Raw genomic sequence first — 12,832 nt, 5'->3', positions numbered from 1 at the left:
TTCCCCCTTTATCTACTTTTTACGGCGTTTATATTTCGTCGTACTCGTATTATCCACTACCTCCACCACTTCTTGTTGGGCTTTTCGCTGTTTCCATTTTTCTGCTATATCCATTGCCACATTGCTCCATTGAACTACTTGAGCAATTTTTTCTTCATTTTTACTTACTTCTCTCGAAATGGATTCAGTAATTTGATTAATCGAGTTATTTAAATTGTTTACTGATACGCCTATATTTTTAACTGCATCTACTACAGAATTCAGCTTTTCTGATTTTTCTGTAATATCAGCAGCTAACGTATTAGTTTTTTCTAATAGAGAAGTCGTTTCACGGGTAATGCCTTCCATTTGTTTTTCAATACCTGCAATGGTACCTGCAATACTTTTTAATATTCCTTTTAATGAGAATAATGTCGCACCAATGCTTATGCAAAGAACTAAGAAAGCGATTGCTGCTACAAGTGCTGAAATATATAGTATCACTTCCATGTTGAAGACCTCCTAGAATGATGAGTTGTTTATATAATTCGACAAAATTTTTATTATTCCTTCTTCTGCTAAAAAAAGGAGCATTGAATTAGCTCCTTTTTTGATATATGAAAAATTTTCGTATCATCTTGAAAGGAACTATGCACCCATTTGGAGTATTGATTCAAATGCCTTTTGGAACTTATTAACATCACCTGCTCCCATAAATAGGAAAACTGCATTTTGATGTTTATTTAATTTATCAATTGTTTCAGCGTGAAGTATTTCACTACCATCAATAATGGCAGCTAAATCTTCAATCGTTAGTCTGCCATTTTGTTCACGAGCTGAACTGAATATTTCACAAAGATAAACCGAATCCGCATTTTTTAAACTATCAGCAAATTGTTGTAAAAAAGCTTCTGTTCGGCTGAATGTGTGTGGTTGGAAAATTGCCACAATTTCTCGATCAGGATATTTTTGTCTTGCTGATTGAATCGTTGCATTAATTTCTGTCGGATGGTGTGCATAATCATCAACAAGAACATTATTGCCAATTATCGTCTCAGTAAAACGTCTTTTTACTCCTTTGAATGTTTTTATTCTTTCTTTTATTACATTTGCAGGGATTCCTTCATAATGACATAACGCAATGACTGCCAATGAATTTAAAATTGCATGGTCTCCATACAATGGAATGAAAAATCGATCATAATATTCATTGCGAATATATACTTCAAAACTCGTACCTTCTGTTGATTTTTCAATATTTTTTGCTATGACATCATTCCGTTCTCCCAATCCATAATAAATCACCGGTACGTTAGCACGAATTTTTTGTAAATAATGATCATCACCACAAGCGATAATGGCTTTTTTAACTTGTAACGCTAATTCTTGGAATGCCGAAAATACATCATCGATTCCAGAGAAATAATCTGGATGATCAAAATCGATATTGGTCATCACTGCATAGTCCGGATGGTAAGCTAGAAAATGTCGTCGATACTCACAAGCTTCCATAACAAAATAAGATGCATCTTTTTTACCTGATCCAGTACCGTCACCAATTAAATAAGATGTTGGCTTAAATCCACCTATCACATGGCTTGTTAGGCCGGTGGTCGATGTTTTTCCATGGGCACCTGTAATCGCTATTGATGTAAATTTCTTTATATACTCACCCAGAAATTTATGATAACGAATAACTTCAACGCCTAATTCATTTGCTCGTACGATTTCAGGATGACTATCAGAAAAAGCATTCCCTGCAATGACAGTCATTCCGGGTTGAATATTATCCGGATCAAATTTTAATATTTTAATATTTCTTTCTCTTAAAGGTTGTTCGGTAAAATAATATGTTTCTACATCCGATCCTTGTACCGATTCACCGGAGTCAAACAATATTTGAGCTAGTGAACTCATTCCCGAACCTTTTATTCCTGTAAAATGATAAATTGTCATGTTCAAAAAACCTCCCAGGGATTGACCCTAATGAATAAATATTATATATATGTCTAGTTTATACATTTTTAGTTAATCAAAAACCTATTACATTATAGCATTTATTTTTCATTTGTCTTGAAAAAAATTGAGAGGGGGCGGGCCCCTCTTTTTCATACGGATGCGCTTTGGGAAATCAATCGAATAATTCCGCTAAATCTGATTCTGTAATATACACTTCCCTAGGTTTACTTCCTTTTTGTTCAGATACAAATCCGTAACTTTCAAGCATTTCAATTAAGCGGGCAGCTCGGTTGTATCCGATGTGATATTTTCTCTGAATAGAAGATGTTGATGCGGAACCCTGTTCATACACAAAGCGGCAAACGTCTTCGAACAATTCATCTTGTTCTTCAATCATCTCTACTTTTTTAAGCAATTCTTCTTGTTCAAAGAGATACTCAGGCTCTCCTTGCTCTTTCACATGCTCGATAATTTCTTCAATCTCATCATCCGTAACATAAGTACCTTGCAATCGAATAGGGTCTGTCATCCCGTTTCCTAAATAAAGCATATCGCCTCGGCCAAGTAAGCGTTCCGCTCCTTGACTGTCCAAAATTGTTCTTGAGTCGATTTGGGAAGATACAGAGAAAGCAATACGAGTTGGGATATTTGATTTTATTAATCCTGTTATGACATCAACGGACGGTCTTTGTGTGGCAACGATTAAATGAATTCCACAAGCCCTCGCTTTTTGAGCAATTCGGCAAATGGATTCTTCCACATCTTGTGGAGCCATCATCATTAAATCGGCTAACTCGTCGATAACGATTAATATATATGGCAGTTTTAAACTATTTTTCCCCTCTTGTTCAACAAGTTTGTTATATCGAGGTAAGTCTCTTACACCTGCATGGGCAAACAGTTGATATCTTCGTTCCATCTCATCTACCGCCCACTTCAGTGCTGCGGTTGCTGCTTTCACATCCGTAATGACTGGACTGACGAGATGCGGAATGTGATTAAACGGTGCAAGTTCCACCACTTTCGGATCGATTAACATTAATTTCAATTCACTTGGTTCTGCCTTTAATAACAGGCTAACTAAGATAGAATTAATGCACACAGATTTTCCCGAACCAGTTGCGCCAGCAATCAATCCATGAGGCATTTTACGCAAGTCAATCGTTACTGGTTTACCAGTTAAATCTAATCCAAGGGCTGCTTCAAGAGGCGATTCCGATTGTAAGAAACTTTCACTATTTACGACTTCAGATAGTCGAACTGCACGTGAAATGCGGTTTGGAATTTCAATTCCAATGGTGTTTTTCCCTGGAATCGGTGCCTGTATGCGTATATCTTTCGCAGCTAAAGCAAGCTTTAAATCATCTGCAAGATTTCGAATCTTGCTTACTTTCGTCCCATGACTTACTGTGATTTCAAACTGCGTAACAGCTGGCCCTTGCATAATGGATTCAACATTCGCATTGACTTGGAAATAAGAAAGTGCTTCCACAAGCGTTTCCGCCTGACGTTCCATCCATTCCCGATCTTCTGTCGATTCTTCCGGTGGTGCCAAATATTCTAAAGGCGGCTTCATATATTTATATTCAATTTGATTCTTCTCCAATTGTTCAGGAATTTCAATTGGTTGGGATTCCTTTAAGTCGTTTGTCTCCTTTTTTTGCACTTGCTGTTTTTTTGCTAATTTTTCTTTATCAGACTTTAACATGATGACATTAAATGGTATTGGTTTTTTCTTAGGTTGTTCTTGTGTAATTGGATGCGATTCATTTGAGAGTTCTTCTTCTAAAGCCGGCTCATTTATCTCACTATTATTAGATAACTCCATTTGAATATCATCGGTAAGTGGTTCTTCTACTTCCTTTTGTACATTTAATAAATCTTCAATTCTATTTTGATTGTTGAAAAGTTGTGCTTCGTTCAATACCGATTCTAAACGGTGCGATTCAGAGATTTGTTGAAGACCATTTGCTTCATCCTCTTTCAACGAATCGCTTGTTTCATATTCATTTTGGAAATTGGAATGATTTATGCTCTCTACTTCATTTATCGAATTGAATTCATCTTTATCGACAGTATGTTGTGTTTCCTCTATTTGTTCACCCGTTTCACAAGTAATATCTTCATGAAGGTTCAACGGTTCATTTTGTTCCTTCTCGATTTGCTCTTGTAAGTCTTCATCATGTTTTGCTTCTAATAACGTATTCGCTTGAAGTAAAGAACTTTTAACAGTTGGTTCCACATTCTCTCTATACCCTAATGCAAATTGTTTGTTAACCTCACTCGTTGCAACTGATTCTATATCGTCAGTTGCTTCTATCGCTTTTCCATGATTATTTTCAATTATATGAGCTTCTTCTGCTATTGGTTCTGTAAGGATTAGAGGTTCATTAGAAAATTCTTTCTCTTTATCAACTATTAGATGTACATCTCCATCATTCTGAACTAATTTTTCTTCATCATATTCTTTTGTCTTTCTTGCCTCTTCAATTGTAATCGAAAATCCTTCTTTTGATTGATGGATGAATTGTTCTACTTCTTCCTTCACTTGTTCTAGCTTTTTGTCAATCTCTTCAACAACAGTAGTGCTCGCTACTTCTTCTGATGCTATAATTATTTCTTTCGACTGTTCAAGAGAAATTTCTTTTTCAGCATTCATCTCAAATTTCTGTTCAGTTTGTTCTTGTGTATTAGTATACAAAGCACTTATTGGCTTACGTTTCTGAAATCCATACACCGGTGAAGGTACATCGGTAGGAATAAATCTTTTTCGGCTTGGTTGTGGTTGACTTTTTTCTTTTACAATTGGTTGTTCCTTTTGTATAGGTTCTCTTTTAATTGTTTTCTCAATTAAACGCTCATTACGTCGGGACGTAATATCATAACTGACACTTGTTGTTTTTTTCTTATTTTGTTTTCGCATTTCTAACAGTTCATGGATTCTTGACACTTCCACATCATATACAAGTGAATTTTTATGATGTTGAGGTTCGATATTTGAAATAAAATCATTATAAGACTTTGGTTGATGAGGGGTCTGGTCCGACGCTTGTAATTCTTCGTCAGGGATTAATGGAAATCGAAATTTCGCTCGATTTTGTTCTTTCTTTTCGTATATAGGTTCTTGCCACTCATCTTCTTTATAATAGTCATATTCATCTTCAACTTCGTCTTTAAATAACAACTTATTCAATGTACGTTTGAGCCAATTCATCGATCATCACTCTTTCTAACATCATACCTTTTATAATTATATGATAATAATCGGTAATGAAGCTACATTCTTTATAGAATTACATCTTTCATATATGTATTGGTAAGCGAATTCATGCATTTGAACTATGTATTCGCCACTAAAGAATACCATAAGTTTTATTGCAGATTCTTTACATTACAATAACATTCAATTAAAAAAGGCTAGGACAAATTGTCCTAACCATGTTTAGAGTGTAGAAGGGATTTGAAATGCTGAACCAATTTCAGCGTCCTCTTCTAAAACTAATATACCTTTTTCTTGAGGAGCATTTGGAATTGCTAATTCTCTAGCTGAACAAATCATGCCATAAGAATCTACACCACGTAATTGAGAAGGTTTAATTACCATTCCTGAAGGCATAACCGCGCCAATTTTGGCAACTACCACTTTTTGACCTGCTTCAACATTTGGTGCTCCACAAACGATTTGTAATACTTCATCCCCTACATTGACTTTACAAACACTAAGCTTATCTGCATTTGGATGTTTTTCCTTCTCTTCCACATATCCGACAACAAATTTTGGTGACAAGTCAACGTTTATAGTTACCTCAACATTATTTTTATTTAATGCAGATTGGATTTTTTGAACAAGCTCCTCTGTTACTTCCACATTACCATTCACATTCAATTCAACATATTTACTTGCATTAAATAAATTAAACCCTTTCACTTCACCAGTTGTTTTTTCTTTGATAAGAGCTACATCCCCTACTCGCTCTACTGATGGGGTTACAACTTCCTCAGTTGTAAGTTGAACTAATAAAACATCGCCAACATGTTCTTTATTGTACGCTACAATCATTGATCTTTCGTCTCCTTTTTTATTCGATTTTTTGCTAATATGAAAATCGGCGTCAGTTCTCCATTATCATATACGAAGGATAGTGATGTAATTGGTACACGGCCAATTGAAAAGAAATGCATCGTCATTTGGGCTAGCACATCATAACCTGTTTCATTTCGAATATCCCCAATGATTAGCACGTCTTGATGAGGAACGGAAATTGTCATATCTCCTTTAATTTTTTCCCTCATCTCTTTTAAAAAGGTTTCATTTAATATGCGGCTCGCATCATAGCCATCGTTTTCATTAACAAAATAAAATATGTTTCCTGCTACTTCATCTTTTTTTACATTCGTTGACAACTTTTTTACTGAAAAGCGGGCTATTTCCCGGATTTGTTCACCAGTAGCATTTAATTTCGAAAGCATTGACTCATCAATTAATCGATAAGTTGTACCTAAATCCAAAGCATAAAAAATGCGGGTTTCTGCCGTGTGATCTGACGTAATGAAGGGATGCCCCTCTTTCGATTTCAATGGGAAAGAAGTGGAACGAATAATCGGGAATATGTTAGATAATTGATGTATTTCTTCAGCTTGCTCTTTTTCCATCGCAATAAAAGTCTGTTCAATCGTATAGACTACATCTTCTAACGCTTGTTCTTTTCTCTCATTATATTTTGCGATAATCTCAGGAAGATTAATATCCATTCCTTTTCCAAGATTTTTATGATCTAAACGTAGTTTATTATCTTTGCGATTGTACGAGTAATTAAACCTTTCAATACCTAATCGTCTTTTTAACTCTTCTACAAGCTGCTCAGGTTTCACTAAAATCACTTCCTTATGTGCACAAATAAACGGCTCACTTCAGTGAACCGTTTTAATTTTCATACATTTATTGTATCAGAAGAAACATTGGACAGTCGATTAGAATGAATTTTAGTACAGTACTTCTACTGAACGAGCAATTAACATCATCTCTACTAACTTATTATCCATATGCTTATTATTGGATATCGTAGAAACTTTTACACCACCGCTACTAGCAATCAGTTCGAATTGCCCTTCATCATGTTCCAGTACCATTGTAAATCCAAAAGCACCATCTAGTTCAACTGGTTGCTCTTTTACTATTTTTTTCGTTGAATTATTTTTCAATAAGTCATAGTGAAGCTGACTATCTTCTTTTTCATTAACATTCACAAATAAAATATATTTATCTTTTCCTTTTGATAGTATGTAATTGTTTTCATCATCTGTTTCTTTTATGCTATATCCTGATGGCAAGTATAACTCGATTTGTCCAATCTTTTTATTTGGTTCTCTTGGCGATTCTTCAAATACTGTTTGTGCACTAGCTACACCTATATTGATTTGCTCTTCTACGGATTTTCCACAACCGGCTAATCCAAGCAACGATATACAGCTAATGGTTAATAGTAACCATTTTTTCATTTTTCATTTCACTTCCTTTACCCATACTACATTTTAGTAGGATATCGAATAGAGTGCAATCTTAAAGTCTAATTTTAGAATAATAGATAAAAAATAGGAAAATTTTATCATTATTTCTCCTTTTTTAAAAAAAAATATTGTCCAATCAATAATGTAACGATATGTTCAAACATTTCCTTACGATCAACCAAATTCGCTGTTAATACGCCAATTGCTCCTTTATGATGGCGCGTATCTTTTTCATTCGTATACTCATCCATAATAGGACCTAACTCTTTTCCCGCGCGTAGTTTTTTTGCAATTTCTTCAGGCAACATAAATTGTGCTCCAGCTGCAGTCAAAACTTGACCATTTTTTAATGCCAGTGCACCCCAATTGCAACAATACATGATTCCATCTATTTCACGAACTCCGCCTTCAAGACCAAAATTCAATTCTGCCCCAGTTGCTTCTAACGTATTTAAAGCACGGTTAATAGCGCCTTGTCGGGTTTCTTCATCAGAAAATGGTTGGGATGAAACATTTGAAGGAACATCCACTTCTAGAAATTCAATATCATCAAAATATGTATTCACTACGTTTTGCACCGCTTTTACTTTTGCACGGTTATGTGTTCCAATTGCTACTTTCATGTTGCACCCTCATTTCTCTTTACTTTATTATGTTCTAGTTATTTCATAGAAATTCATTACATTGTTTTTACAGGTATGTTACAGAAACAACAAACTGTTGATTTTCGCTACATGGGGAAGCGAAAGGGCAGGAACACCGCCGCCTTTCGCTCATATCAACAAATAGAAATTCATTTGGACAAATTCCCCATTATATAGAACAAAAAGAAATCTTTTTAAGGATTTTGAAGAATTGTATCGACAGTCGTACGATCTAATGTTCGAATTAGCTTAACTAATAGTTCTTTCGCAGCTAAATAATCGTCAATATGAATTATGGATGCAGATGTATGAATATAGCGAGAACAAATGCCAATAACCGCACTTGGAATGCCGCCGTTCATTGTATGAACTTTTCCAGCATCTGTACCACCATGTGATACAAAATATTGATAAGGAATTTGGTTGGATTCTGCAGTGTCTAATATAAATTCTCGCAATGTGCGATGAGTTACCATCGTCGGGTCGTATATTCGCAATAATACGCCTTTACCTAACTGGCCGAATTCCTTTTCACTTGTCATATCATTTGCAGCAGAGGCATCTAATGCAAAAAATAAATCAGGTTGAATCATGTAAGAGGATACTTGTGCACCTCGTAGCCCTACTTCTTCCATGACATTGGCACCAGAATAAAGATGATTGACCACTTTTTCATCTTTTAATTCCTTTAAAAGTTCGATGGCTAGTCCGCAACCATATCGATTATCCCAAGCCTTTGCCATTATTTTTTTCGGATTGGCCATTACTGTAAATGGACAAACTGGTAAAATGGATTGTCCAGGACGTATCCCCATGTTAATGACATCTTCTTTACTGTCAGCTCCGACATCAATGAGCATATCTTTAATATCCGTTGGTTTCTTACGTTGTTCTTCTGTCAATAAATGAGGTGGAGTAGATGCAATCACTCCGGGTATTTCTCGTTCATTTGTATAAATTATCACTCGCTGCGCAAGCAATACTTGACTATTCCAGCCCCCTAACGTTTGAAAGCGAATCATTCCACGGTCGGTAATGCTCGTTACCATAAAAGCTACCTCATCCATATGACCCGCTACTAAAATTTTGGGCGCATCCTTTTCTTCCGACTTGCGCAAGCCAAAAATTCCACCTAAATTATCTTGTACAATTTCGTCTGCATATTTTTCGAGTTCTGAACGCATAAATGCTCGCACTGAATGCTCATTTCCAGGTGCCCCTGGAAGTTCCGTCAATGTTTTAAATAATTGTAAAGTCTCTTCATTCATTCGGAACACTCCCTCATTATTTACTCGTTCTATTTTAACATAATCAATTGAAAACGTTGGAAATTAAGAAAGGTTTGTTCTAAACGAAAAGATTTATTTAATTGGATCCTTAAAAAAGGGAAATCTAAGTTATTTATAGAAAAGAGTATATATTCAATAAAATGATTTATCCTGCTTTCAGAAGACTGAAAAAATGATTTCATGATAAAATGGAAATTAGGAGGGAAAAGTTAATGAATTTACGTGATTTTATGTTAGGTGTAACAACAGGTTTAGCTGCGGCAGTCATTATAAAAGAAGCTTCAGAACGTATACAACCGTTTATGAATGCAAATCAAGTATTGGAAAATATTAAAGATGAATTTAGAAAAGAAAGCCCTATCGATGGTTCATGGATTTATATGAAGCCTGAAAATTATTATAACGGGGTTATGACAATCCCTGTTTATCGAGGCGGTATTTCAAGAGTATTAGATGGTGAAGTGGAAAACTTTGAATTTGCAGCGGATGCTCGTTCAGGAGTAATCGTTGAACTAAGGAAAGCATAAACAATGCTTTAAAATAAAAAAGATGGGATAACCCATCTTTTTTATTTAAAATTGAATTTTCGCTTCTTTACTTCTTTTCAATGAATCAATTATGTCTTTCCCTGATTCATCCCACTGTACCATACGATAATACGCATCGTGATAAAAAATAAATTTATATCCATTCGTATAAGCTTCTTTTAATAGCTTCTCTTTAGCAAAAATGCTTGTCATTGGATAATCATCATATGCCATTACCCATAGAGGGTTTTGATGGGCATGAGTTGGCATAATGTCCGCCATATGAATTAACGTTTCGCCTTTTTGCTTCAATTTCACAATGGCATGTCCGTCACTATGGCCGCCTGTATGAATCATTTCAATTCCTGGTGCAACTTCAATAAAGTCAGTAAAAGTAACAACTTGGTCTTGAATTGGCTCCCAATTTTCCGCCCAGTACGTTGCTTTTGAACGAATATTCGGATTGCGCATTTCATCCCATTCAATTTGGGAAACATAAATTTTGGCTTTTGGGAAAGTGGAAACCAATCGGTCCCCTTCATATTTCGTCAATCCACTGGCATGATCAAAGTGCATATGGGTCATCAAGATTCCATCAATATCTTCAACTGTCATACCTAATTTTTGTAAGCTCTCTTCAATATTTGACTGTTCCGTTACACCATAGTTGCGGATTTGCTTTTCATTTAATTTATTTCCAATTCCGCTGTCAATCATATAATTTTTTCCATTATATTGAATGAGAATTGGTTCACATGCTAGTTCGATTTGATTTTTTTCGTTTACTGGGTATTTTCTTGACCATAGTGGTTTTGGAACAACCCCAAACATGGCACCCCCGTCTAGTGACGTTACGCCACCATCTAACCATGTCAATGTCATATCGTGAAAATGTAGTTTGTCCATCCATTTCTCCCCCTAAAATATGAAAATGTCTATGAAATCAATTGAAACTTCAATTGGAATTTATCAAAAAATAGTGAGGGAAGTTTCAATAGATCATCAAAATTATTTCTTTACAAACTGAGCTTCTAATCGATAAATCGGCTGACCTAATGAAGAAAACTTTTCTTCATACTCAGTTCGTATATTATCTTCTGGTTCATTTGCATGTAAATCTAAAGAAACATCTTTCAACTTCATGCCATATTGGGACATTGATACCAATGAATATTCAAAAAGCCCTCGGTTATCTGTTTTAAAGTGGATTTCACCTTCATCTATCAAAATCGACTCATAGATTTTCAAAAACTTTTCATGAGTCAATCTACGTTTTGCATGCCGTTTCTTTGGCCAAGGATCAGAGAAATTCAAGTAAACGCGATGTACCTCATTTTTTTGAAAAATTTTCTCCAATTCTTCAGCGTTCACTCTCAATAATCGCAAATTGGGAGGCGAACCTGCTTCCAACGCTTTTTGTAATGCTTTTACAATAACTTTATCAAATAATTCGATTCCAATATAATTAATTTCTGGATTGGCTTGAGCCATGCCAACAATAAATTGCCCTCTTCCAGAACCGACTTCAATATGCAGCGGACGATCATTTCCAAAAAGCTCATTCCACTTCCCTTTATATTCTTCGGGATTCGGAATCACCATTTCAGGATGTTGTTGAATAAATTCTCGCGCCCATGGTTTATTACGTAATCTCACTTTATACCCTACTTTCTATGTTGTTCATTCATTTTACGTATGCAAACTATGCTTTTTAAAAATAATTGTTTTCTATTTATAGAATAAATTATTATGTAACAATTACAACCGTTCATAAAGAAATTAATTTTTCCAGGAATAGAGATACTCTTATTTATTACACTTTCTTCTTTATGTATATCAACGAATAAGTAGTTGTTTATTTTACTGCTCCAAATTTTGAGTATTCAAAATATCGCGGCTATGTGAAGTTGTCTCCACATTATTCAAAATCGCATGTGCCGCTTGTAATTGCATTTTTTTCAAAGGAGATGGAGAGAATTTTAATTGCTGTAACCACGTTGTATACCCACGCTTATCAATGATTTGAACGTTAAAAGGCGTCAGCGAATAATCAAAATAGCCATTCCGTGATAGCAATATTTTTCGAATCGGAAAATCTACCTGATGCTTATTAAATAGTTGTGACACAATTGCTTCCATTCGATTTAATTGAATGAACGGATTCAACATTTTTTCACTTCTTTTTCCTACTTTTTTCGTCCAGAATCGTTCTCCGTCACCAACATATACAGCAGACTCTTCTTCTTCCACAAGCGTGATACATAAACATTCGGTCGGTGTTAAGATAATGACATCTAGTTCTATCGGCGCTTTTTTAATTTTAATAACAGGATAGTAAAATACTAAATAATTATCAGGCAAACGCTGAAGAACTGTTCTTAAAAAACTGTCTCTAAAAAAACGAGGATCGACATATGATTTTTCTAATAGCGTTGAACTCGCCCATTTTATTTGAAAATGGAAAAATTGATCAAGAAACATACGTTTTAACTCTTCAATACTATCTGGATGATAAACGATATGTGGCTCAAAGTACAAAGTGGACTCTTCATCAACCTCTCCTTCTTCATCCGACATCGCTTCATGGGAGACATCAACAGATTCAATATCCTCTTGTTCTTTTATTCGCTTTTGATTGAACCATTTTTTTATAAAGGAGAAGCGGTTCGATTGTTCTTCTTCAATGTGTTCCCAAGATAATGGTTCTTCTCCAGTTAGCCATTGTTGTTTTACCTTTTCCCATTGGGTTCTTTTTAATCTGACATATTGTGTTGGATATCTTGTTAAATCAATTTGATATCTCGAAATATAATCCTGTAGTTTAATTAGTTGAGCCAATGAAAACACTCTCCTACATACTCTCTCGAATTCATTTTACATGACTACTTTAAAAATTCATAGTAACGCTCACATTTAAAAATGAAAA

At 35.0% G+C, this 12,832-nt stretch carries 12 protein-coding genes; 1 reads left to right on the top strand and 11 read right to left on the bottom strand.

Annotated elements, in window-relative coordinates:
* Positions 1 to 12 precede the first annotated feature (12 nt).
* The 8 genes from NST00_RS08255 to NST00_RS08220 form a co-directional block, all read right to left on the bottom strand.
* Complete coding sequence (locus NST00_RS08255) at positions 13 to 489, bottom strand: DUF948 domain-containing protein (RefSeq protein WP_016837075.1); 477 nt, start codon at positions 487 to 489, stop codon at positions 13 to 15.
* 138 nt (positions 490 to 627) lie between these two features.
* The gene (murC, locus tag NST00_RS08250) at positions 628 to 1,935 is read right to left on the bottom strand and encodes a UDP-N-acetylmuramate--L-alanine ligase (RefSeq protein WP_016837074.1); all 1,308 of its coding nucleotides are present in this window, start codon (positions 1,933 to 1,935) and stop codon (positions 628 to 630) included.
* 175 nt (positions 1,936 to 2,110) lie between these two features.
* The gene (locus tag NST00_RS08245; RefSeq protein WP_340709846.1) at positions 2,111 to 5,152 is read right to left on the bottom strand and encodes a DNA translocase FtsK; all 3,042 of its coding nucleotides are present in this window, start codon (positions 5,150 to 5,152) and stop codon (positions 2,111 to 2,113) included.
* Between the two features lie 228 nt (positions 5,153 to 5,380).
* The gene (gene ytpR, locus NST00_RS08240; protein ID WP_016837072.1) at positions 5,381 to 5,998 is read right to left on the bottom strand and encodes a YtpR family tRNA-binding protein; all 618 of its coding nucleotides are present in this window, start codon (positions 5,996 to 5,998) and stop codon (positions 5,381 to 5,383) included.
* Complete coding sequence (locus tag NST00_RS08235) at positions 5,995 to 6,810, bottom strand: DUF1444 domain-containing protein (protein ID WP_016837071.1); 816 nt, start codon at positions 6,808 to 6,810, stop codon at positions 5,995 to 5,997. The genes ytpR and NST00_RS08235 overlap by 4 nt, the downstream gene beginning before the upstream one ends.
* A 111-nt stretch (positions 6,811 to 6,921) precedes the next feature.
* Entirely contained in the window at positions 6,922 to 7,437 is a 516-nt protein-coding gene (locus NST00_RS08230; protein ID WP_016837070.1) for a hypothetical protein, read from the bottom strand.
* 110 nt (positions 7,438 to 7,547) lie between these two features.
* Positions 7,548 to 8,069: a DUF84 family protein gene (locus NST00_RS08225; RefSeq protein ID WP_168411928.1), complete on the bottom strand. Its 522-nt coding sequence runs from the start codon at positions 8,067 to 8,069 to the stop codon at positions 7,548 to 7,550.
* A gap of 215 nt (positions 8,070 to 8,284) precedes the next feature.
* Entirely contained in the window at positions 8,285 to 9,358 is a 1,074-nt protein-coding gene (locus NST00_RS08220; protein WP_339288215.1) for a M42 family metallopeptidase, read from the bottom strand.
* A gap of 233 nt (positions 9,359 to 9,591) precedes the next feature.
* Here NST00_RS08220 and NST00_RS08215 point away from each other — a divergent pair, with 233 nt between their 5' ends.
* A complete protein-coding gene (locus NST00_RS08215) occupies positions 9,592 to 9,906 on the top strand; it encodes a hypothetical protein (protein WP_339288213.1) in 315 nt (104 codons plus the stop codon).
* Between the two features lie 45 nt (positions 9,907 to 9,951).
* Here NST00_RS08215 and NST00_RS08210 read toward each other — a convergent pair whose 3' ends face one another.
* The 3 genes from NST00_RS08210 to NST00_RS08200 all read right to left on the bottom strand — a co-directional run bounded on the left by NST00_RS08210 (position 9,952) and on the right by NST00_RS08200 (position 12,744).
* Entirely contained in the window at positions 9,952 to 10,812 is an 861-nt protein-coding gene (locus NST00_RS08210; protein WP_016837066.1) for a YtnP family quorum-quenching lactonase, read from the bottom strand.
* A gap of 102 nt (positions 10,813 to 10,914) precedes the next feature.
* Entirely contained in the window at positions 10,915 to 11,562 is a 648-nt protein-coding gene (trmB, locus tag NST00_RS08205) for a tRNA (guanosine(46)-N7)-methyltransferase TrmB (RefSeq protein WP_168411930.1), read from the bottom strand.
* Positions 11,563 to 11,766: 204 nt separating this feature from the next.
* Positions 11,767 to 12,744 carry a nuclease-related domain-containing protein gene (locus tag NST00_RS08200; protein ID WP_340709845.1) on the bottom strand — a complete coding sequence of 326 codons (978 nt, stop codon included), beginning with the start codon at positions 12,742 to 12,744 and terminating at the stop codon, positions 11,767 to 11,769.
* Between the last annotated feature and the right edge of the window lie 88 nt (positions 12,745 to 12,832).

Source organism: Ureibacillus sp. FSL K6-0165, assembly GCF_038004285.1.
In the GTDB taxonomy this organism is placed as follows: domain Bacteria; phylum Bacillota; class Bacilli; order Bacillales_A; family Planococcaceae; genus Ureibacillus; species Ureibacillus thermosphaericus.
This window is presented reverse-complemented; position numbering and strand designations above follow the sequence as displayed.

What these genes read in the sequence shown, in the direction of transcription:
- NST00_RS08215 (WP_339288213.1), top strand. Translation starts at nt 9,592, where the DNA reads ATGAATTTACGTGATTTTATGTTAGGTGTAACAACAGGTTTAGCTGCG.
- murC (WP_016837074.1), bottom strand. Translation starts at nt 1,935, where the DNA reads ATGACAATTTATCATTTTACAGGAATAAAAGGTTCGGGAATGAGTTCA.
- NST00_RS08230 (WP_016837070.1), bottom strand. Translation starts at nt 7,437, where the DNA reads ATGAAAAAATGGTTACTATTAACCATTAGCTGTATATCGTTGCTTGGA.
- ytpR (WP_016837072.1), bottom strand. Translation starts at nt 5,998, where the DNA reads ATGATTGTAGCGTACAATAAAGAACATGTTGGCGATGTTTTATTAGTT.
- NST00_RS08255 (WP_016837075.1), bottom strand. Translation starts at nt 489, where the DNA reads ATGGAAGTGATACTATATATTTCAGCACTTGTAGCAGCAATCGCTTTC.
- NST00_RS08210 (WP_016837066.1), bottom strand. Translation starts at nt 10,812, where the DNA reads ATGGACAAACTACATTTTCACGATATGACATTGACATGGTTAGATGGT.
- NST00_RS08245 (WP_340709846.1), bottom strand. Translation starts at nt 5,152, where the DNA reads ATGAATTGGCTCAAACGTACATTGAATAAGTTGTTATTTAAAGACGAA.
- NST00_RS08220 (WP_339288215.1), bottom strand. Translation starts at nt 9,358, where the DNA reads ATGAATGAAGAGACTTTACAATTATTTAAAACATTGACGGAACTTCCA.
- NST00_RS08225 (WP_168411928.1), bottom strand. Translation starts at nt 8,069, where the DNA reads ATGAAAGTAGCAATTGGAACACATAACCGTGCAAAAGTAAAAGCGGTG.